The organism is Paenibacillus athensensis (assembly GCF_004514475.2).
GTDB lineage: Bacteria > Bacillota > Bacilli > Paenibacillales > NBRC-103111 > Paenibacillus_AL > Paenibacillus_AL athensensis.
This window is the reverse complement of record NZ_MYFO02000007.1, coordinates 121,954-144,206: the sequence shown is the minus strand read 5'-3', so window position 1 is coordinate 144,206 and position 22,253 is coordinate 121,954. Positions and strand designations below refer to the sequence as shown.

General features: G+C 57.7%; 18 protein-coding genes. 15 read left to right on the top strand and 3 right to left on the bottom strand.

All coding sequences use genetic code 11. The features are described 5' to 3' along the window. The first annotated feature begins 49 nt into the window (after positions 1-49). The 3 genes from B5M42_RS14735 (at position 50) to B5M42_RS14725 (ending at position 1,931) form a co-directional block, all read left to right on the top strand. A complete protein-coding gene (locus B5M42_RS14735) occupies positions 50-535 on the top strand; it encodes a VanZ family protein (protein ID WP_134749853.1) in 486 nt (161 codons plus the stop codon). A 107-nt stretch (positions 536-642) separates the two neighbouring features. Next, entirely contained in the window at positions 643-897 is a 255-nt protein-coding gene (locus tag B5M42_RS14730; protein ID WP_134749851.1) for a hypothetical protein, read from the top strand. Between the two features lie 224 nt (positions 898-1,121). Next, positions 1,122-1,931 (top strand): hypothetical protein, encoded by an 810-nt coding sequence (locus B5M42_RS14725; RefSeq protein ID WP_134749849.1) that lies wholly within the window; start codon positions 1,122-1,124, stop codon positions 1,929-1,931. 90 nt (positions 1,932-2,021) lie between these two features. On the opposite strand, the gene B5M42_RS14720 is transcribed toward B5M42_RS14725, so the two are convergent. Further along, entirely contained in the window at positions 2,022-2,786 is a 765-nt protein-coding gene (locus B5M42_RS14720) for a pirin family protein (RefSeq protein WP_134749847.1), read from the bottom strand. Positions 2,787-2,958: 172 nt separating this feature from the next. On the opposite strand from B5M42_RS14720, the gene B5M42_RS14715 reads away from it, so the two are divergent. The 6 genes from B5M42_RS14715 (at position 2,959) to B5M42_RS14690 (ending at position 10,855) form a co-directional block, all read left to right on the top strand. Beyond that, entirely contained in the window at positions 2,959-3,393 is a 435-nt protein-coding gene (locus B5M42_RS14715; protein WP_134749845.1) for a hypothetical protein, read from the top strand. A 375-nt stretch (positions 3,394-3,768) separates the two neighbouring features. Continuing rightward, positions 3,769-4,746 (top strand): ABC transporter permease, encoded by a 978-nt coding sequence (locus tag B5M42_RS14710; RefSeq protein WP_134750045.1) that lies wholly within the window; start codon positions 3,769-3,771, stop codon positions 4,744-4,746. A gap of 31 nt (positions 4,747-4,777) precedes the next feature. After that, on the top strand, positions 4,778-5,665 hold the full coding sequence (locus tag B5M42_RS14705; RefSeq protein ID WP_134750043.1) for a carbohydrate ABC transporter permease: 888 nt from the start codon (positions 4,778-4,780) through the stop codon (positions 5,663-5,665). Positions 5,666-5,748: 83 nt separating this feature from the next. Further along, complete coding sequence (locus B5M42_RS14700; protein WP_230632919.1) at positions 5,749-7,458, top strand: extracellular solute-binding protein; 1,710 nt, start codon at positions 5,749-5,751, stop codon at positions 7,456-7,458. An 85-nt stretch (positions 7,459-7,543) separates the two neighbouring features. Next, a complete protein-coding gene (locus tag B5M42_RS14695) occupies positions 7,544-9,109 on the top strand; it encodes a response regulator (protein ID WP_167689624.1) in 1,566 nt (521 codons plus the stop codon). Between the two features lie 12 nt (positions 9,110-9,121). Then, positions 9,122-10,855, top strand: a complete 1,734-nt coding sequence (locus tag B5M42_RS14690; RefSeq protein WP_134749841.1) for a cache domain-containing sensor histidine kinase — start codon at positions 9,122-9,124, stop codon at positions 10,853-10,855. A gap of 94 nt (positions 10,856-10,949) precedes the next feature. Here B5M42_RS14690 and B5M42_RS14685 read toward each other — a convergent pair whose 3' ends face one another. Continuing rightward, positions 10,950-11,123, bottom strand: coding sequence for a hypothetical protein (locus tag B5M42_RS14685; protein ID WP_167689622.1), 174 nt, complete (start codon positions 11,121-11,123; stop codon positions 10,950-10,952). 448 nt (positions 11,124-11,571) lie between these two features. On the opposite strand from B5M42_RS14685, the gene B5M42_RS14680 reads away from it, so the two are divergent. The 3 genes from B5M42_RS14680 to B5M42_RS14670 all read left to right on the top strand — a co-directional run bounded on the left by B5M42_RS14680 (position 11,572) and on the right by B5M42_RS14670 (position 15,861). After that, a complete protein-coding gene (locus B5M42_RS14680) occupies positions 11,572-13,317 on the top strand; it encodes an ABC transporter ATP-binding protein (protein WP_134749839.1) in 1,746 nt (581 codons plus the stop codon). Positions 13,318-13,369: 52 nt separating this feature from the next. After that, a complete protein-coding gene (locus B5M42_RS14675; RefSeq protein ID WP_134749837.1) occupies positions 13,370-15,421 on the top strand; it encodes an ABC transporter ATP-binding protein in 2,052 nt (683 codons plus the stop codon). A gap of 131 nt (positions 15,422-15,552) precedes the next feature. Further along, on the top strand, positions 15,553-15,861 hold the full coding sequence (locus B5M42_RS14670; RefSeq protein WP_134749835.1) for a hypothetical protein: 309 nt from the start codon (positions 15,553-15,555) through the stop codon (positions 15,859-15,861). A gap of 405 nt (positions 15,862-16,266) precedes the next feature. On the opposite strand, the gene B5M42_RS14665 is transcribed toward B5M42_RS14670, so the two are convergent. Next, positions 16,267-16,899, bottom strand: coding sequence for an NAD(P)-dependent oxidoreductase (locus B5M42_RS14665; RefSeq protein ID WP_134749833.1), 633 nt, complete (start codon positions 16,897-16,899; stop codon positions 16,267-16,269). 607 nt (positions 16,900-17,506) lie between these two features. Between B5M42_RS14665 and rluF the strand changes: the two genes are divergently transcribed. The 3 genes from rluF to ilvA all read left to right on the top strand — a co-directional run bounded on the left by rluF (position 17,507) and on the right by ilvA (position 22,248). Further along, positions 17,507-18,220, top strand: coding sequence for a 23S rRNA pseudouridine(2604) synthase RluF (gene rluF, locus B5M42_RS14660; protein WP_134749831.1), 714 nt, complete (start codon positions 17,507-17,509; stop codon positions 18,218-18,220). Between the two features lie 115 nt (positions 18,221-18,335). Beyond that, positions 18,336-20,732 (top strand): S-layer homology domain-containing protein, encoded by a 2,397-nt coding sequence (locus tag B5M42_RS14655; protein ID WP_167689619.1) that lies wholly within the window; start codon positions 18,336-18,338, stop codon positions 20,730-20,732. A gap of 259 nt (positions 20,733-20,991) precedes the next feature. Continuing rightward, the gene (gene ilvA, locus B5M42_RS14650; protein WP_134749827.1) at positions 20,992-22,248 is read left to right on the top strand and encodes a threonine ammonia-lyase IlvA; all 1,257 of its coding nucleotides are present in this window, start codon (positions 20,992-20,994) and stop codon (positions 22,246-22,248) included. The last annotated feature ends 5 nt before the right edge of the window (positions 22,249-22,253 follow it).

The following is a 22,253-nucleotide window of genomic DNA, read 5'->3' as shown; positions in this document are numbered from 1 at the left end:
CTCGCGGCAGGCGTCCATTACGGGAAAGGTCTACAAAAGGAGAACAACGATGGGACAACCTTTGCCCCAACCAACAGGCGAGGCCATGCAGCGGACCGGACGCAGCAAGGCGGCTCGCCTGCTTGGGCTGGCGTTAGCGCTGTATACGATTTTTTTGCTGTACATGATGTTTGTCGGCTTTCACCGGACGGCGTTATCAGGCGAGCTGCGTTACAATCTTGTTCCGCTGCGGACGATCGGCAGCTATGTGACTCATTTTTCGGCGTATCCTTTGCGAATTTGGCTGATCAATCTGGCCGGCAATCTCGTCGTGTTCATGCCCTACGGCTTTGTGCTGCCGATGCTGCTGCCACGAGCCCGTCGGCTGCGCGGACTACTGGTGGTGTTTGTCCCCCCGCTGCTGCTGCTGGAAACGCTGCAATCGGCGCTTCGCGTCGGCAGCTTTGATGTTGACGATGTGCTGCTCAACACACTGGGCGCATCCCTTGCGCTAGCCGGCTTCCATCTCGTTCGCAGAAGGTATAAAAAAGCCTGAAATTCCTCATCCTAGCCAAGTGTAAAGCATGTCGTGGGCGCGATGATCACAAACTCACGTCTGCGCGTGCGAGCAAGGCATTATCGGCGCGAGGAGGTTTGGCGAGTATGGAAATCAAGGATTCCAGTCTGCAGACGCAAAATCCGCTGTCTTCGGCGCAGCAATCCGTTGGCAATGTGCAGCATGCGGTGTCCCATGCACTGTCGCATCCGTCGAAGACGACGATTGAAGAAGCGCAAAACGCGATCACTCAGGCGGAACGGGCGATAGAGCAGGCGAAGGGCGACCGGAACGTTACGGCGTATCAGGAGCTTGAAGAGGCATTACAGCAGCAAAAATCCCGCATGCAAACGCTGCGTTAAGCCGGCAGAAACGTCTGGCTCAGCGAGGGATGCGGGCAGCCGCTTAGGGCGCCGAGCGCTTAGAGCGGCAGGTCCCTGGATGAGATCAGTCGACGGCGCGGCTGGTCTCTTTGTGTTTCAAGCCAAGGCAGGGCGGTTAAGATAGAGGCAAGAAGACCAACAACGTCTGCTGCTGCCGAACGAGGCTGAAACCGGCGCGCCGGCGAAGGAAGGGGACCTATTCGATGGAACAGGATATGGATAGACGGGAGCGCCGCGGTGTCGATAGCCGCGCGTCGGAGGAAGGGCTGCGCGGCATCGGCCGCGGCCCGATGGAGCGGTCGGAGCTGACGCCGCCGCCGGAGCCGGGAGCGCGCCGTGCGCCGGCCCGCCCGGCACACGCGCAATCGGACGCGCTGGCTCAGGTGTACGCTTACGAGAGCGACTCGACGTATGCGTATGAGGCGAGCGACGCCGTATCGGCGCACCAGCGCGAGCGGGCCGCTGCAGGCAGAGCGCCGGAGCATGAGCGCGCTGATGGAGCCGCGGCGTACGCCCGCGAACGCCGCGGCGAGGACGGCGCGTATGCGAGCGGCCCGGCGGATGAAGCTGCCGCGCCGGAGCGCGGGCGCGGCGGCGAGGGCAGCGCGCCTGCGGAGGCGGCGGGCCGCGGGCCTGACGGCCGCAGCCGCTACAACGGCGAAGCCGCAGGGACGCCCGGGCCGATGCAGGTGCACGTGCACATGGGCCAGGCGGAGCCGACGCGGACGGAGGAGCGATATGATCGCTATGATCGCTACGAGCGAGCGCCGCGCGAAAGCGGGTCGGCGCGCAGCTATATCGGCTGGATCGGGCTGATTGTCGCTGTCGCGTTCGTGCTGGTCGTGTACTTCGGACTCTCGGGATTAACGCGCGAGGCAGCCGGCATTAACGGCTCGATCCGCGAGCAGACGACCGCCATTCAAGCTCAGACCGGCGTGCTGCAATCGATCCGCGACGGCCTCTGGCAGCTCGTGGAAAGCGTAAAAGAAGCCGCTACCCGCTGGTTCGGGTAACGGCTTCGGAGCAGGGCGCGGCGGCGACAGCTGCGCCCCATATAAGGGCGCCGGGCCTGCGCACCGGCGCCCTTGGCCTGCCGCCGCGCGTTATTTGCGGTACAGCGGGTAATCGACTTTCGAGGGAACCTCGATCGCGATAACCCGCAGTCCGCTGTCCGCCGCGGCGTGAAGCGTCAGGCGCCCGGCCGGGCCGGCGCCGTCGACTTGAGCCACCGCGAACGCTTTGCGCGCGAGTGGCTCTTGCCCATTGACGGTGCCTGAGCCGTCAATGGCGAGCAGGGCGAGCTGGCGGCCCGCGGCCAGCTCGTGGGCGTGGACGCTGCCGGGGGCCAGCGTCCAGTCATACAGTTGCGCGTCGGTATCTACGCGCACCGGGGCGCCTGCGCCGACGACCGTTTTGCTGACCACGCCGTCCCGCTCGACGAGCGGAAATTGGTCGTGGTCATATTGCCGGTACGTCGGCGCTTGCTGAACGGTCCGATCCAGATCGGGCTCGAACCAGATTTGCATCGCTTCCGCTTGCGGGCCGCGGAAGGCTTCGCCGTGATAGATACCGGAGCCCGCCTGCATCACCTGAGCGCCCCCCGCGGTGACCGTCTGGCGAGTTCCCAGCGAATCCTGATGCTCCACGGTGCCGCGTAGTACATAGGTCAAAATCTCAAACGCTTTGTGCGGGTGCAGCCCGATCTCCGCTTCTTCCTCGGCGTAGCCCCAAGCCCAGTAAAACAGCGGTCCCACTCTCGGCACAGCCCCGGGCTCGCGCGGAAATCCGATGGGACGCTGCTCCAGGAACCTTCCGCCGTCAAAGGCGCCGACACCTTGCTGCTCGGCTGAATATACACGAATGTCCATATCTGACACCCCTTCGCTTTAATATTTTCATTTACTTACTTTTTATAAGTTAATTATAATTCTTGTTTTGAACGCTGTCAACAGTACATGTCTACTACTATTGTTGTTCCGTGATAATGTCACCCTATAACTATTCCGAGAAAATGTCACTATGGGACAGGAGACATTGACATTGACATTGACCAGAGCAGAACTGAAGAAGGTACTTGTAGTGGAGAAGATTCTTGGAGGTCACATGGCGAGCAGGGAGGAGGCGACAGAGCTCGCCCGAACTGTTTTTCAAACTCCGGTTTGGGTGAAATGTCTTGTCGGTAATTTCGGCTTGTCTTTTCCGGATACGTCTTTACATGATAGAGAGATGAGCCTTACCGATTACTTTGGAAGTCAAAGGACCGATGTCACAATCGAGGTGTATGTTGATTCCGATTCGGATATAGACAGCTCCCTTGAAACGGATGCCGTTAAACAAGTTGCAGACCAGTGCATGGCAGTTGGCATGAAGGATGGATATATTGATATTTTTTACTTGCGTGCCGCAGTCAAAGTGTCGATGGGCAAGCTACAACAATCCGTAGATGACAGCCAAAATAATTTTCGCAAAAAATAAAACTTGGCTTCTCGCCAAACCATCGCCCCGCCGATTCACCTGCCAAGGCCCCAACAATCTTCGTAACGATTCACCCACCACCCCTTCACCACCCCTTTCAACAACCCCTCACGCCGAAATGTTTCTGGCATTTTCCTTTGATTTCGTGCAAGTCATATTAAAATATTGCGCATATTGCACTTTTTTAGGGAAATTAACGCTGTTTATTATTTGTTTTTCATGAGTTGCAGCCCTTTTCCCTTCTAATTTAGGAATGCGCTTCCATTTTATTTTTTCGAATCTTTGATAAGTAATAGTAATCGTTGTTTTATTGTCTACTTTCTTTCGGCGAATCCTTTTATGATAAGAATACAAAGAGACGAAGTGGTGATGAACATGAAAACGGAAGAAGCAGCACAAATCTTGTATCGTGACACGAAGGCGAAACGTAACCCATCGATCTGGCGGAGATTCATCAGCCAATGGGATTTTCAAATCATGATCATCCCCTCCATGCTGTTTATCTTGATCTTCAGCTACATCCCGATGTGGGGCGTGCTGGTTTCGTTTCAGGATTACGATTTGTTCCAAGGCTTTTGGGCAAGTCCCTGGGTAGGCTTCAAGCACTTTGAGATGTTTTTCGAATCCCCCGAGTTCTGGGGCATTATGCGGAACACGCTGGTGATCAGCTTGCTGAAGCTGGTGGTCGGGTTCCCGGCGCCGATCATTCTGGCGCTCATGCTGAACGAGGTTCGGCAGATGGTATTCAAACGGGTGGTACAAACGATTACGTACATCCCGCACTTTTTCTCCTGGGTGGTTGTATCCGGTCTGGTATTCTCGATGCTGGCAGCGGACGGCGGCGGCGTGAACGCCCTGCTGATGAAGCTGCACCTGGTCTCCGAGCCGATCAACTTCTTATCGGAAACGAATTACTTCTGGGGCATTCTCGTATCGACCAACGTGTGGAAGGAAATCGGCTTTGGCTCGATTGTATATCTGGCCGCTATCGCCGGCGTCGATCCCGCCTTGTATGAAGCGGCATCGCTCGACGGAGCCAGCAAATTCAAGCAGGTGTTCCTTATTACGATTCCGAGCATTGCGCCGGTCATCATCATTTTCCTGATTATGAACATCGGCAACCTGCTGAACGCCGGCTTTGACGATGTGCTCCTCCTGACCAAGAACCTGAACAACGGCGTGGTGATGCCGGTCGCACAGGTCATCGACACTTACGTGTATCAGGAAGGGATTATGAACCAGCGGTTCTCGTATGCGACGGCTGCCGGATTGTTCAAATCGCTCATCAGCATTCTGCTGCTTGTCGGAGCGAACACGATCGCCCGCCGATTGGGCAAAACAAGCTTATGGTAATCAACATGCTACAGAAAAGCGGTGAATGTATATGAAGCTGAGTGCCAGCGACAAGTTTTTTATGACCATTATTTACGCGCTGCTGTGCGTGCTGGTGATCATCACCTTTTATCCGTTTTGGAACTCCCTGGTGATTTCCCTGAACACCGGCTCCGACACTGCGCTGGGCGGCGTGACGATCTGGCCACGCGATTTCACGCTCGACAACTACAAGGTCGTGTTCAAGGAACATAACATTACCAACGCGTTTTTAATCACAGTAGCCCGAACGGTATTGGGTACGTTCCTCTCCATCTTCTTCACGGCGATGTTCGCTTACGGCTTGTCGAAGAGAGGCATTGTGTTCAAAAAATTCTACATGATCGTCTGCGTCATCACGATGTATTTCAGCGGCGGTCTGATTCCGTACTTCATCCTGATTCACTCGATGCACCTGTACAACACGTTTACGTTTCTGGTGATTCACGGTCTGATCAACGTGTTTAACATGATCATCTTCCGCACCTTCTTTATGGAAATTCCGCAGGGGCTGGAGGAATCGGCCAAGATTGACGGCTGCTCCAACTTCGGTGTTTATTTCAGAATTGTATTGCCGATGTCGAAGCCGGTTCTGGCTACGCTAAGCCTGTTCACCGCAGTGACGATCTGGAACGACTGGTTCATCCCGGCCGTGTTCCTCGTCAACGAGAAGCTGCTGCCGCTGCAAACCCTGCTCGTGCAGGTCATCAACCAAAGCGTGACGTCGCAGCTCGTCTCGAACCTGAACAGCTATGCGCAAACGCTGATCCAGCAAACGACCTCGGTCAAGTCGCTGCAAATGGCGACGATGATGGTAGCTTCGCTGCCGATTCTGCTGGTGTATCCGTTCATCCAGAAATATTTTGTCAAGGGCGTTATGGTAGGTTCTTTGAAGGAATAGCAGTTGTTCCATCGGTTTCTGGCGGGGGGCTCGGTACCAGCCTGCGCCGCTTCAAACATAAATTTTTATAGGGGGATCCATCCATGAAGTTGAAAATGAGAAAAAATCTCTCCGTGCTCACGCTTGTAGCCGTCACCATGACACTTACTTTAAGCGCATGCAGCTCCGGCAATAGCACGGATACGTCCAGCGCTTCGCCTGCTCCAACGGCTACTACAGAAGCATCGGCAGCACCGCAAGCTTCCACAGGCACTCCGAAAGACAAGGTTAAGCCGGTTACATTTAGCCAATACGTCAACTACGACTGGTTCACAGCGCTCAAATGGGGCGACCAGCCGCATACGAAATGGGTTCAAGAGAACCTGAAAATCAACATCAACCCTGTTCAAGCCAACGGCGCCGCAGCGAACAAGCTGAACGCCATGATCGTCTCCGGCGAGCTTCCAGACGTTATCGTTCTGGACCGCGGCAAAGACGTAGAGCGCCTGCAGCAAGCTGGCAAGCTTGTCGCTTTGGACCCGTACCTGGAGAAATATCCGGAGTTCGTCAAAGCCGTAGGCGAGAAAAACATCAACATGCTGCGCAGCGCCGACGGCAAGCTGTATCAGCTTCCAAACTGGTTTATTAGCGGCGACAAAGGTAACGGCAACGCAGCCTACATCGTCGAGAAAAAAATCTATAAAGCGCTCGGTTCGCCGAAGCTTGAAACGTTTGACGATCTCGAAGCGTACCTGAAAATGGTCAAAGAGAAATATCCGGACGTTGTACCGTTCGATTCCGGCGAAATGCGCGATGGCGCCGACCTGCAAATGGTAGGCATGGTGTACAGCGGCTTTGGCGACAATCGTACTTCTTCCTTTATTTCTCCGGGAGCCGGCTTGCAATTCGGCGTACCAAACGGCGACAAAATGACGTCGATCTACGAAGATCCTGCTTTCCAAGGCGCAGTGACTTATGTCAGCAAGCTGTACCGCGAAGGTCTGACCTCCAAAGATATGTTCACGCAAACTCGCGATCAAATCGGCGAGAAGCTCAACAAAGGCAAAATCGCCGTATTCGCCGCTTACGATTCCGTAACCGAAGGTCTGGGCCGTACAGCGCACAATAACCTGCGCAATGCCGATCCGGAAGACGGCTACATCACGGTATGGCCGTTCCACGCTGAAGGCGTAGACAAAAACAAAGTATTCCCAGGTGGATACTCTACGCTGGGCTGGAACGTTAACGTAATCACGACCAACGCTAAAGATCCTGAAGCTATCTTCGCTTACTATAACTGGCTGGTTACGCCTGAAGCGCAAAACCTGTACTTCTTCGGTCCTCAAGGCCTGTACTGGGATAAGCTCGAAGACGGCGTTCCGGTTCCGAACGACGCTTACATCAACCGCGATCCTAAGAAATACGACGAGCAGCACATCGGTGAGTTCCTGTGGGCCGGCAACACGTCCTACATCGACGGAACTAAAGGCAAACGCGAGCAAGCGCTGCCTGAGGCGGCGCAAGACTGGACGACGGTATCGCAATCGACCGTATCGTTCAAAACGTCGCTCAACACGACGGAGTTCTCCAACATGGATCCGGATCCGAAATCCGATCTGGGCATTATCATGCAACGTCTGAAAGATCAATATAAAAACAGCCTGCCGAAAATGATCTTCGCCAAATCCGACGATGAAGTGAAATCGATTATCGCGCAAACCAGCAAAGAAGCTCAAGCTATGGGCTATGACAAAGTGCTGGAGTTCAAATCGAAAGTATGGCAAGACAACCTCAAGAAACTCAGCGGTCAATAAAAAGGCAGGGGGAAGCGGCTCGCAAGGGCGGCTTCCTCCTTCACTTTTTCCGGGTAGACCAGATTTTCAGAAAGCGTGTGATACGATGGTAAGCTGCGTACTGGTTGATGATGAAAGCATTGATCTGGAGGGTCTGAAGCTGTGCATCCCGTGGCAGGAGCTGGGGATCGAGGTGCTGCTGGCGTCGAATCGCCCTGCGGCGGCTTTGGAGTTTATCGAAAAGCACGAGGTTGATCTGCTTATTACCGATGTCAAGATGCCAGTCATCTCCGGCATTGAGCTGGCCAAGTCGTGCCGGCGGGGCAGTCCGGACCTGAAGGTCATTTTTATAAGCGGGTACGATGACTTTACGTTAGCGAAGCAGGCGATTTCGCTGATGGCGGTTGATTATGTGCTCAAGCCGGTCGATGACGACGAGCTGATTGCCACGCTGCGCAAAACGGTGGTGCAAATCGAGCAGGAGAAAGAGAAGCAGAAAAAGGAGCTTTGGCTGGAGGAGTCGTTCCAATGGTATCAAAGCAACGTCGTCTCCGATTTGCTGGAGGGCCATTACGATCCGAAACGGCTGGCCGCGCTGTTCGAGGATGAAACGCTGGCTTCCCGGCGCTGGGCGGCGGGGCTGATCGAGGTGGACGAGCTGCTGTGGAAGGTGCAGGCCGGCGGAGGAGACCCCGAGACCGAGCCGCGCAGCTTGCTGGGCAAGGTCTATGAGGGGTATATGGCGCATGCCTGGGGTTTTGCCTGCAAGGTCGCGCCGAACCAGATCGGCTTTATTACCCATTTGGATGAGGCTAAGGCGCCGCAAGCGCTGCAGGAGCTGATCCGCAGCCTCAAGGAGCAAGCGGCCATTTCGCTGACGATCGCTTTGGGCGGCTTTGTCGACGGGATGGACCTGCTGTCCGAGTCGTTCCGCGAAGCGCGCGAGCTGCTCAATTACAAGCTGTTTGACGGCAAGGGCAAGGTGTATACGCGCGAGGCCTACAGGGCGAAAGAGGATGTCGCCCGCGAATCCAACGATTTGACCGACGTACTCGACGAGATGTTCGCTGCGATGTCGAGCTACGAGCTGATCCGCATCGACGATTGTCTCAAGGAGCTGTTCCAGCTGTTCCGCGGGCTCAGGAACACCATCTCCATTTACCACTTTGCAGTCCATGTCATTACCCGGCTCGACAACTACCTCCAGTCGATTCATGAAAGCTTGACCAGCCTGATCGGTTGGGAGATCGTCGGTCTGGATGTTATTTACCGCTTCGAAACGGTGGAGGAGCTGCACCGCTGGCTGCGTTACCAGCTGTTCCATGTGTCCGAGCTGTTGCTGAACAAGCGACGCAACCGCAATCAGGGGCTGTTCGAGCAGATCGACGCCTATATGGAGGAGCATATGGCTTCGGACATTACGCTCAAGGAGCTGGCCAACCATTTTGGTTATTCGACCAACCACTTGGGCGTGCTTTTCAAGGAATATTACGGCAATGGCTTCACAGAAACGATGATTACCAAAAGGCTGGAAAAAGCCAAGGTGCTGCTCAAAAATCCCAAGCTCAAAATTTACGAGGTCGCCGACCAGCTCGGCTACCGCAGCATTGCTTATTTCAGCAAGCAGTTCAAAAACTATTCCGGATTCACCCCGGGTGAATTCCGCGGCTAGAGAGGAACCACGATGAAAATTCAGCCTTCCCGGCTGTTCATTCCGCTTGGCTTCAAGCTGTTTGCTTCCCATCTACTGCTGGTGCTGATTCCGATAGCGCTATTGGGCTTGTTCTCGTACCATTATTCGCTGGACGCCCTGCAAGCGCGCACTGTCAAAAATGTGGAATATGCCATGCAGCAGATGGAAAACAATATCGATTACCGCATTCGCGATGTGCTGCGCGGCATGGAGTCGGTATATGCCGACAAGACCGTCGCCGATTTTCTTTCCGGGGCGTTTTCCGATGTCGATCAATTGGGTATCACCCGGCAGTCGATCATCCCCAAGCTCGTCAATGCCTCGCTGCTCTCGCAAAGCCCGGTGCTGATGACGCTGTATCTCGACCGTCCGACGTTTCCCGAGGTGTATTTCACGCACATTGGCGATCCTCTGCAACTGGGGCGCGGCTATGGACTGAAATACGCCAGCCGGGTCAGCGGCCAGCCGTGGTACAAGGAAATTACCGACAATCAGCAGCCCTTGATCTGGCAGCAGGTCGATATGGACCGCGAATACGGCAACATTTCGTTATTCCATACGATGATCGATTACGAGAGCATGCATCCGACCGGACTGCTGCAGCTGACCGTCAAGCTCAAGGATGTCTTCCAGAGCGTCGACTACACCAAGCTTGGCAAGGAAAGCTCGATTCTGATCTTCGACGAGCGCCAGCGGCTGCTGTACCGCAGCGCGGCTGCCGAGACGGCGGAGGAGAACGGGCCGGTTTTTGACGACGGCAAATATTTGGTCATCCGCTCCGAGGTGCCGCTGATGAACGCTTCGCTCGTGACGCTGCTGCCCAAGGCTTCGCTGAACGAAGGCGCGGGCAAGCTGCGCAAGCTGACCTTGTGGATCAGCCTGCTGAGCAGTCTGGTCATTGCGCTCGTCTCGCTGCTGATCTCGAATTATTATTCCAAGCGCATTCTCAAGCTGACGACCTCGCTGCGTTCCTTCCAGAACGGCGATTTCCATAAGCGCATCACATATCGCGGCAACGACGAATTTACGCTGATATCCCAAGCCTTCAATGACATGGCCCAAACGATTGAACAGCTGTTTCAAGAGGTGTACGTCAACCGTCTGCAGAAAAAAGAAGCCGAGCTGCAAACGCTCCAGGCCCAGATCAATCCGCATTTCCTCTATAATACATTATCGTCGATTGGTCGGATGGCCCAGTTGGGGCGGACCGAGGACTTGACCCGTATGATTCGCGGGCTGGCCAAGTTTTACCGTCTCACGCTGAACAAGGGCAGCTTCGTGATTTCCGTGGCCGATGAGCTGGAGCAGGTGCAGGCGTATGCCGGCATTCAGAAAATCAAATACGGCGACCGCTTCCAGCTTCAATTGGAGGTTGACGAGTCGCTGCTGGATTGCGAAACGATCAAGCTTGTGCTGCAGCCATTTGTAGAGAACAGCCTGGAGCATGCCTGGAGCGCGGAGCATCTGGAAATCGGCTTGTCCGTCTACCGTGAGCAGGAAACCATCGTGTTTGAAATCAGCGACAATGGTCTTGGCATGAGCGAGGAGAAGGTTCGGGAGCTGTCGGCGCAAAGCGGCGAAGCGAAGGAAGGCTACGGCATCTTCAACGTAGACGAGCGCGTGCGTTTGCATTACGGCGAGGAGTACGGCGTAACCATCCACAGCCGATTAAATGAAGGGACCGTTGTGCGCATTGTGATTCCGGTGAGGCCTTATCGGAAGTAAGTGTATCGCTTCTACACATCAACCAGGCTTGCCGCTACGACGCGTCAGGCCTGGTTGGCTTTTGCGGATTTCGTTGCGGCGAAGCGGCTCACTGTTACGGTTTCTCGGCAAGCCCCAGCTCCTCAGCCGTATAGTTGCCGTCCCAGACAAAAATCAAGTCATAGGCCGTGGAATCCCGGCTGATGCCACGGGCAATCAAAGTAATGACAGTTCCGGTCAGCACAGCGAATACGGCGATCCAGCCGGTGAGCTCCAACCAAGCAGGCATAGACCATTCCTCCCAAAAAGGTTTTATTCCAATTTATGCGTGAAAAGGATGAAACATGTGTGAACGTCCGTGTGCTCCGACAGTTGATTATGAATCAAAAAGTCCGTTGACACAGCGTTGCCGCGGGTGGTACGATCACCAAGTACCGTATACAGCAGATCAAGTGGAAAGAGGGTTTGACAAATGAGTACGACAACAATGCAAGGCGGACGACTTCCGGCGTTGGTGCGCATGTCTTTGACAACCTTATATTCCGCAACCTGCGACGGGATGGGATTTCAGGGCTGAAGCAAGGCCTTTGCGGCGGCAAGCCGCGTCTGTGTTTCACGTCATTGTACGCAGGCTGCGCGTCTCCACGCAGCGTGCGCTTCATAAACAGCAGAAGATGGCATATCGCAAACGATGCGGTATGCCTCTTTTTATTACGAGAGAGGGGTGTTCTACACCTATGCTTACGGTTTTACAAAAACTAGGCTGGTTCTTCAAGCTTCATTGGAAGCGCTATACAGTGGCGCTGATCCTCTTGAACCTTGTCGGATTTATCGATGTCGTACCGCCCAAGCTGATCGGCTACGCGATCGACGCCATCCATCTGGGCACATTGACGGGGCGCGAGCTGACCAAGGTGCTGCTGATTTGGGCGGCGTTGATGGTCGGAAGCTATGTGTTTAGCTATATCTGGCTGTACCAGCTGCTCGGTGGCGCCTTTGTGCTGGAGCGGCTGATGCGCTCGCGCTTGATGAGCCATTTGCTGCGCATGACGCCAACCTTTTACGAGCGCAATCGCACCGGCGATTTGATGGCGCGGGGCACCAATGATTTGCAGGCGTTGTCGGCTACGGTCGGCTTCGGGATTTTGACGCTGGTCGACTCGACGATTTTCATGATTACGATTGTTGCGATGATGATTTTTACGATTAGCTGGAAGCTGACGCTGGCTTCCCTGCTGCCGTTGCCGATTCTGGCGATGCTGGTGACGTTGTACGGCAGCCGTATTCACCAGCGCTTCATGGGCGCGCAAAATGCGTTTGGTCAGATGAACGATAACGTACTGGAAGCCGTCTCCGGCGTGCGCGTCGTTCGCGCTTTTGTGCAGGAGAAGGCGAGCGTGGCCGATTTTGCCAAGATGACGGAAGACGTGTATGAAAAAAATATCGAGGTCGTTCGGGTCGAAGCGCTATTCGAGCCGACCGTTAAAATTCTGGTCGGTTTGAGCTTTCTGATCGGCCTTTGCTATGGCGGTTATCTCGTTTTCCATAATGAGCTGACGCTGGGCAATCTCGTCTCTTTTAATGCGTTCCTCGGTATGCTGATCTGGCCGATGTTTGCGGTTGGCGAGCTGATCAACATCATGCAGCGCGGCAATGCTTCGCTCGACCGCGTCAACGAGACGTTGGGTTATAAGCCCGACGTGCCGGAAGCGGAGCAGCCGCAGACGGATGCTCAGCCGGGAGCGATTGCGTTCGAAGGGGTGACGTTCCGCTATCCGTCTTCGCCCATCGACAATCTGGTCAACGTGTCGCTGCGCCTGGAGCGCGGGCAGACGCTGGGCATTGTCGGCCGGACGGGCAGCGGCAAGACGACGCTGCTGCGCCAGCTGCTGCGTGAATATCCGGGCGGCGCTGGCGAGCTGACCATTGACGGCGTTCCGGTCGATGCGCTGCCGCTGGAGAAGCTGCACGGCTGGGTCGGTTACGTGCCGCAGCAGCCGCTGCTGTTCTCGATGTCCGTGCGCGATAATATCGCGTTTGGACGCAAGGATGCGGCGCCGGAGGACATCGAGCGGGCCTTGGAGCAAGCGGCGTTCCTCAAGGACGTCGAGTTTCTGCCCGAAGGGCTGGAGACGATGGTCGGCGAGCGCGGCGTGGCGCTGTCGGGCGGACAGAAGCAGCGCGTGTCGATTGCGCGGGCGCTGCTGATCGACCCGGAGATTCTGCTGCTGGACGACGCCCTGTCGGCGGTCGACGCCAAGACGGAAACCGAGATTATTCGCGGCATTCGCACCGGGCGGGCCGGCAAGACGACGCTGATTACGACGCATCGGCTGTCCGCCGTTCAGCACGCCGACCGGATTATCGTGCTGGACGAGGGCTGTGTCGTCGAGGAAGGCACGCACGAGGAGCTGCTGGCGCGGGGCGGCTGGTACAAGGAGCAATATGACCGCCAGCAGCTGGAGGCCGGAATCGAGTCGTAGGCGCGCCCCTGCATTTGTTTGGCAATATGAGGGAAAAGAAGGTGAAGGCCTTATGCATACAGGCAAGCGATTGTTTCATTATGCGGCTTTGTTCAAAAAGCCGATTCTGCTGGCGCTGCTGCTGCTCGCCGGAGCGGTGGCGGCCGAGCTGGCCGGACCGTTCGTCGCCAAGACGGTCATCGACCGCAACATTCTCGGCATTGAGCTGCCGTGGTACGCGGTGCAGCAAGCGACGGAGAGCGAGGACGCCGTTGCGTATCAGGGCGGCTGGTACAAGCGCAGCGATCATTTTGCACCGGGGGAGGAGCGGGGAGCCGAGCTGCGGATTTTGCAGTCCGGCCGCCGGTTCGTGCTCGTGCCGCAGGCGATCACGTTTGACGGAGAACGCAGCTATGCGGACGGTCAACTGACGATTACGTACGGGGACCGGACAGCGGTCTATCCGGCCAAGGAGCTGTCCGCCGGGGAGCTGTACGCGTTCTACAAGCCGGAATTTAAGCCGCTGCTGCTGATTGCCGGCATGTTCTTTGCGCTGACGATCATCGGGGCCGCTTTGACCTACGGACAGCGGTATTTGCTGCAGGTGGCGGCCAATCGGGTTATCCAGCGGATGCGCATGGACGTATACAAGCACATTCAGCGGCTGCCGATTCCGTATTTCGACAATCAGCCTGCGGGCAGCGTTGTCTCGCGGGTGACGAACGATACGGAAGCGGTGCGCGATTTGTACGTGCAGGTGCTGGCGAATTTTTTTACCGGCGTTGTGTATATGGCAGGCATTCTGATCGCGCTGTTTGTGCTGGATTACCGTCTGGCGTTGTTCACGCTGCCAATTGTCCCGATTTTGTTCGCTTGGGTTGTGTTGTACCGCAAATATGCGACGCGCTACAATCAGGAGATTCGCGAGCGGGTCAGCCAGATCAACGGCATGCTGAACGAGGCGATCCAAGGAATGCCGATTATCCGCGCATTTCGCCGTCAGAAGGAGACGCAGCGCGAGTTTGACGCGTTAAACGATGAATATACGTTATATCAGAACAAAATGCTCAGTCTGAATTCCATTACGTCGCATAATCTGATGAATGTGATCCGAAATTTGTTTTTCTTCGGCCTCATTCTGCTGGTGGGCGGCGGCTGGATGGCCGGAGGGGCGGCGGCGATTACGATTGGCGCTTTGTATGCCTACATCGATTACATGAACCGGATGTTCCAGCCGATGGTCGGCATTGTAAACCAGCTGTCCAATATGGAGCGGGCGATCGTCGCCGCTGATCGGGTATTTACGCTGCTTGACGAGCCGGGAACCGATGTTGCCGATTCGCGCATGGAGCGCTATCGGGGCGATGTGACATTCGAGCAGGTCAGCTTTGCGTATAAAGAAGATGAATATGTGCTGCGCCAGATTTCCTTTGAAGCCCGGCACGGCGAGACGGTGGCGCTGGTGGGCCATACGGGCTCGGGCAAAAGCTCGATCCTGAATCTGCTGTTCCGCTTCTACGACGCGAATCAGGGGCGGGTGCTCATCGACGGCCGCGATATTACCGGCATTCCCAAGCAGCAGCTGCGCAGCCATATGGGGATCGTGCTGCAGGACCCGTTCCTGTTCACGGGAACAATTGCGTCCAACGTCAGTCTGAACGATCCGGCGATTTCGCGCGCTCAGGTGGAGCGGGCGCTGAGCGACGTTGGCGCCGCCGAGATGTTCCGACATCTGCCGCGGGGCATCGACGAGCCGGTGCTGGAAAAGGGCAGCACGCTCTCGGCGGGGCAGCGGCAGCTGATCAGCTTTGCGCGCGCGCTGGCGTTCGATCCGGCTGTGCTCATTCTCGATGAAGCTACAGCGAGCATCGATACGGAAACCGAAGCCGTCATTCAAGAGGCGCTGGATGTGCTGAAAAAGGGGCGCACGACGTTTATCATCGCGCACCGGCTGTCGACGATCAAAAACGCCGATCTGATTCTCGTGCTGGATCGCGGCGAGATTGTCGAGCGCGGCGCGCATGACGAGCTGATGAGCCGGCGTGGGCGTTACTTCCAGATGTACCAGCTGCAGCAGGGGCTGACGCAGCAGAGCGGAACGCCGGCCCAATCGCCCTCGGCTTGATTGCAGGGCAGCGGCCGGCCCGATGCCGGTCTGTTGTTCGTCGGATGCTGACGCGGCTGGGGGGCGGGACTGCCGATCTTCGCCTGTCTTGTATGAATACAGCCGTTGACGCGGCAGGATGAGGTGATTCTGTGAGACCGGATACGATTCGTTTTTTGACGATCATTCAGCTGCTTTCGGAACTGGGCATTGCCATTGGCTACGCGTTGGGATTAATTCCGTTCGTGTATATCTGGTCCGCCCAATGGATCGTGCCGCTGACCGTGCTCAGTCTGGTGCTCGCGCTGCTTAACCGGGGCGGTACCTTCTACGTGTCGCTGGCCAACGTTGCGTTTGCGCTGTTGAGCTACATCCCGGTGCTGGGATATGTGTTCCGCATCGCCGGTCTGGCGGCTTGCGTCATCAATGCGCGCGTGCTGACGCGCGGCAGAGAATATTGAGGCCAGAAGCTGTGGGTTGAGGCTGCATTCACTGAAAACCGAAATGTCGCTGCCCTCCGGTCAGCTTGATCCTCGGCAAAAAGATTACGGCTGCGCGTCGGGGCTTCCTCTGGCCCGCGAGCCGACAGACAACGCCCCCGACATTCGCCATACTGGCGGACGCGGGGGCGTTGCGCTGCTCGCGCACCGGCAAGCGCTGCGTGCGGTCGACGGTGAATGGCGCTCAGGCGGGCAGGGGCGGGGGCGTCTGCGCACCGCGCGGGACTCCAGGAGCGCGAGTGCCGACCGTAAGTGCGTCCGTGAAGGCCGCAGCGGGGCTGGGCTACCCGGACGGACGGGCGGATCGGATTGCCGACAGCGGACTCTGTGTGGGCTGAGGCGCGCTGGGCAGAAGCAACGTGCGGCTCAGTACGCCAGGCCAACCCGGCAGCGGAGGTAGCTGTCGTCCGCCAGCTGCCGGAGCGCGCAGTCGGCCGTGTCGCCCGTCGAGATCGACGTGCCGCCCTCGGGCAGCCGGTCGCGGACCATCCGGTAGCGGCCGGTCCGCTCGCCCTCGGGCAAATACGTCGGGCAGACGAGCGTCCAGGCCAGCGCCGGATCGGCCGCGGCCAACTGCTCCCACGCGCGCCGATGCTCTTCGGCCGCGCGGGTTGACGATCGCCGCGAGTCCGGCGATTCGTACCGCAGCAGCCCGCTGTGCGAGCTGCTGTCCAGGATGCCGGCGGTCCCGATGGCGATGACCCGCCGTACCCCGAGCTGCTGCATCGCCTCAAGCAGCAGCGGCGTCGTCTCGGTCAGGACGGTGCCCCCGTCCGTACCGAGACAGCTGATGACCGCGTCGGCGCCTTGCAGCGCGGTCAACAGATCCGGCTGCGTGCAGGCGTTGCCCTGCACCAGCCGAAGCTTCCGCTCGTCGGCGAGCTGCCCGACCTTGTCGGGGGAGCGGACGAGCGCGGTGACGCGATGGCCCTCGGCCAGCGCCTGGGCCAGCAGCCGGCGGCCGACGCGGCCGGTAGCGCCCAATAGGCAGATGTGCATAAAGCTGCCTCCTTTTGGCGTTTTCCCTCCTATTGTAGCGAAAACGCCCGCCCCGCGCGAGCCGCGCTCCTTAGCGCTGCCACCCACGCCTCATGAGCCGGCCATTCGCGGCTCAGCGCCCTGCGCCGTCGATCCGTGTCAGCACCGGCACCTGCCGTAGATCGCTGCTGCCACCTCGCATAGCTTGTGCCCCGCTGCCACCCACGCATTATGCACCTGCTGTTCACAGCCCCCCAGTGCCCGCTCGCGCCTCCTCCGATCAGCCCCCGCGGCCCCCACGCCCGCCGTCCGCGCCACACGCCCTGTCCCCTGTGCCCGCTCGCGCCTCCTCCGATCAGCCCCCGCTGCCCCCACGCCGTCCGCGCCACACGCCCTGTCCCCTGTGCCCGCCCGCGCCTCCTCCGATCAGCCCCCGCGCCCCCACGCCCGCCGTCCGCGCCACAGACGCCCTGCCCCCTGTGCCCGCTCGCGCCTCCTCCGATCAGCCCCCGCGGCCCCCACGCCCGCCGTCCGCGCCCGCCACTTGAACCTGTGCGGCGAATCCCGCATAATGGGGGGAGAGAGCGCCGCTTGGCGCGATTTTGTCCGATAAGGGGTTAGCCCAACGATGAGAATCAACAAATTTATAAGCGAAACCGGCATCTGCTCGCGGCGCGAGGCCGATAAATGGATTGAAGCGAAGCGAGTGACGATCAACGGCGCCATCGCCGAGCTGGGCAGTACGGTAGCCGACGGTGACGAGGTCTGTGTGGACGGCCGCCCGCTGGGCGCGAAGAAAGCGCATGTTTACATTGCGCTGCACAAGCCCGTAGGCATCACCAGCACGACGGAGACGCACGTGCCAGGCAACATTGTCGATTTTGTCAACCACAAGGAGCGGATTTTTCCGATCGGCCGGCTGGACAAGGACTCGGAGGGCCTGATCCTGCTGACGAATAACGGCGATATCGTCAATCAAATTTTGCGCGCCGAGAACAACCACGACAAGGAATACATCGTAACCGTCAACCGACCCGTCACGCCGATGTTTCTGCAAGGCATGGCCAGCGGAGTCAAAATTCTCGGGACGACGACCAAGCCGTGCCAGGTAGAGCGGATGGGCGAGCGTGTATTCCGCATTATTTTGACACAAGGACTGAACCGGCAAATTCGCCGGATGTGCGAGGCGTTCGGCTACCGGGTGGTCCGGCTGCGCCGCGTGCGGATTATGCATATCGAGCTGGGCTCGCTGCGGGTGGGCGCTTGGCGCGATTTGACGCCGGACGAGCTGAGCACGCTGATGCGCAAGATTCAAATGCAAACGCCGAAATCGGGGGCCTGAGGGCCTCCGATTTTTTTATGCGCGCATGCGGCGAGTCCGCAACCTTTTGCGGAAGCGGGCCGTCTAGGGTGTAGATTTGGCGCAAGCCGCGAACTTTTGAAGGAGGAAGATGAATTTGAAATTACTTAAACAAGCCGGTACGGCCGCCGTGGCTTCGGCCCTGTTGTTATCTATCGCCCCGCAAGCGTGGGCTGCCCCCGCTGCAGCTCCCGTTGCTGTCTCGGCTACGGCCGCCGCAGGCACAGCCGCCTCGATGCCCGCAGCCGCCAATGGCACGCAAACCAAAGTGAATATCGGCAAGGAGAAAGCCTTGGAGCTCATTCAAACGTACATAACGATTCCCGCCGATTTCAAGCTGCAATCCGCCAACCTGAACGATTACCCGGATGCGACCGGCAGGGTTCCCGCCATCTGGAATTTCAGCTACGTCCGGCAGATCGACGATCAGTATCTGGGCGATATTTACGTTTCGATTGACGCGATGAACGGAAGATTGCTTGACTACCGCTATAACAACAATGATCCGGCGCAAAAGCCGACGTACCCGCCAAAGATCAGCTATAAAGATGCCAAAGCGATTGCCGATACGTGGATCGCCCGCATCAATCCGCAGCAAAAGGATCACGTTCGCTACAATGTGCGCCAAGAGGAGCAGACGCTGACTCCGCTGAACAGCTATCAGCAGTATGACGTGCGCTTCGACCGCGTGGAGAACGGCGTGCCGTTTGCCAGCGACGGCGTGACCGTGACGGTGAACGGTAGCGGCGATGTGACCGGATATTCGTTCCACTGGGACGATGAAGTCAAGTTCGAGTCGGCCGGCGACTTGCTCGGTCTGGACAAGACAGCGGCGCTGTTCCGCGAAAAGGCGCGGGTTGTGCCGGTCTACCAGACTCCTTACGATGCCAAAGATCCGAGCAAGCTGTATGTAGCCTACACGATGGATACGCTGGCGCTGAAGGCGGTAAGCGGCGAGCTGTGGGGGCAATCCGCAGGTGTGGCTGCAGCGGGCTACGACAAGCCGCTGAGCGACAAACCGCTGGGCGAGAAGCCGACCGACGGCAAAAAGCTGAGCAAGGAAGAAGCGCTCGCCAAGGTGACGGCGGCTTTCCCGATTCCTGCGGGCTACAAGCTGACGAACGCCTCCTACAGCGAATATCCGAGCGGTTACTCTGACGCAACCGAGATGGTGTGGAATTTCAGCTGGACCGAGCCGGAGGACAGCAACGACAAGCAATCGAAGCGAATTGCCGTCGACAGTGTGATGGCCAGCGTTAACGCCGGTACGGGCGAGGTGACCGGATACACGAACTTCAAGGGATATTGGTCCGACGCCGACCATCCGGTCGTGGCCAACGTATCGCTGGAAAGCGCCGAGCAAAAAGCGATGGATGCCGTGAAAAAGTTCGCGCCGTATTACGCCGATCAGCTGGTGCTGGAAGCGCCGATGCAGCAGGAGCTGGATACCGAGACGCTCAAGCAAACGCGCAACTGGAGCTTTACCTTCCAGCGGGTGATTGACGGCGTTCTGGCCGGCTACGAGTCCGTGAATGTGGCGATCGACCGCGAAACCGGCGAGCTGGTCAGCTACTCCAACGGGCTGAGCGGCCGTGAATATCCGGCGCAGAAGCCAAAGCTGCTGCCGATTGAAGAAGCGAAAGAGCTGTTGTTCTCCCAGTATGATATCGAGCTGGGCTATATCGTAGCCGATTCCTTCAACCGTCCGATGGTGAAGGGCGGCATTGCCGAGCAGAAGCTCAACCTGATGATTGCGTCCGGCGAGCTTCCTCCGGGCGGCAGCGGCGACGGCGGGCACGAAGCAAAGCTGGTGTATTCGCTGGTGCCAAAATATGTCCACGACTCGTTTTTCCTCGACGCCGAGACCGGCGAATGGCGCGATGCAGCCAATGGGGAGCCGATCACGCTGGAAAAGCCGCAAGCAACGGATATTGAAGGCCACTGGGCGCAAAGTGAGCTGCAGCTCATGCTCGACTACCGCGCGCTGGACGTTGTCGACGGCAAGGTTAGCCCGAACGCGGCGATTACGAAGGGCGAGCTGATCAAGATGCTCGTGATCGCGATCAACGGAGGCCGTACCGGCATCCAGTATTCGTCGGACCGCGCCGCTTCCTTTGCCGATGTGAAGGCGGGATCGCCTTATTTTGCCTACGTCGAGAACGCCGTAGACCGCGGTCTGCTTGACCCGGGAAAAGCGTTCAACCCGCAGGCGCACATGACGCGCGAGGAAGTCGCTTCGCTGATCGTCAAAGCGCTTGGCTATAAAGAGCTGGCTGGCTATCCGGCGATCTTCAACGACCGTTTTGCCGACGCCTCCGAGCTGGGCAGCTTGGGTGAAGTGGCGATTGTGACCGGCTTGGGAATCATGTCGCTCACGGACGGCCGCTTCAACGGCAAGCAGGAAGTGACGCGCGCCCAAGCGGCGACTGCGTTCTATCGTTTCCTGGAAAAACGCGCCGAGCTGGGCGATCAACGCCCTCCGATCTATATGTAAGATCAGCGCTGCAATAGCTGCTGCGCCAGATGTCGCGTCATCCGCTTCGCATCCGCCATCCGCACAGCCGCGCCGCCACGGCCACAGGCCGCCGCCGGCGCGCTGGCGAACGTTCAAGCCGCTCCGTTATGGGGGCGGCTTTTGCCGTTTGGCGGCGGCGGTCGGCGCTTTTGATTTTCACACTATCCTCTTCATTGGCCGTTGTGCTACAATAGGCTTTAAAAATTTCAAATCCGATACAGAAAGGGTGCAGATGCGTATGTCGATAACCGGAAAAGTAGGTTTGGAGGATATTATTAAGGCAAACATCGCGCTGAGTAAGGTTATTGAGCCGTCGCCCTTGCAGCGCAACGAGTTTTTATCCAAGCAATACGGCTGTAACGTGTACCTGAAGCGGGAGGACATGCAGGTCGTCCGCTCGTTCAAAATACGCGGGGCCTACAACGTGATCCAAAGCTTGTCGCCGCAAGAGCGGCAGGCCGGGGTCGTCTGCGCGAGCGCGGGCAATCATGCCCAGGGCGTGGCGTATTCATGCCGGCTGCTCGGGATCGAAGGCAAAATTTTCATGCCGACAACCACACCGCGGCAAAAGGTGGCGCAGGTCAAATTTTTCGGCGGGGAATTCGTCGAGGTCATTTTGACAGGGGACAGCTTCGACGATGCTTCTACGCAAGCCAAAGCGGCGTGCGCGGAGCAGAACCGGATATTTGTGCATCCGTTTGACGACGCGCGGACGATTGCCGGTCAAGGAACCGTCGGTCTGGAGATCATGAATCAGCTCTCCGATACGCCGGATTTTATTTTCGCGGCCGTTGGCGGGGGCGGTCTGGCGGCCGGGGTATCGACCTATGTGCGCAGCGTGTCGCCGCATACCGAGGTGATTGGCGTGGAGCCGGCGGGTGCCGCAGGCATGTCGGCGTCGCTGCGCGAGGGGCGCGTCGTCACTCTGGGCAGCATCGACAGGTTCGTGGACGGCGCGGCGGTCAAGCAGGTTGGCGAGCTGACGTACGAGCTGTGCCGCGAGGGCTTGCAGGACATCGTGCTCGTTCCGGAAGGCAAGGAGTGTACGACCATTCTGGAGCTGTACAACAACAATGCCATTGTCATCGAGCCGGCAGGCGCGTTATCTGTGGCGGCTCTGGACGCTTACCGCGAGCAGATTCGCGGGAAGAACGTCGTTTGCATCATCAGCGGCGGTAATAACGATATTGACCGGATGCAGGAAATCAAGGAACGCTCGCTGATTTATGAGGGACTCAAGCATTACTTTGTGCTGAACTTTCCGCAGCGGGCCGGAGCGCTCCGCGAGTTTCTGGAGGAAGTGCTGGGTCCGACGGACGATATCACCCGCTTTGAATATATGAAAAAAAGCAACCGCGAGAACGCTCCGGCCGTGGTCGGCATCGAGCTGAAGCACAAAGCCGATTACGACGGTCTGATCGAACGTCTGTCGCGCAAGGATTACAATTATATCGAAATCAATAAGGACCCCAAGCTGTTCAATCTGCTGATTTGAACCGC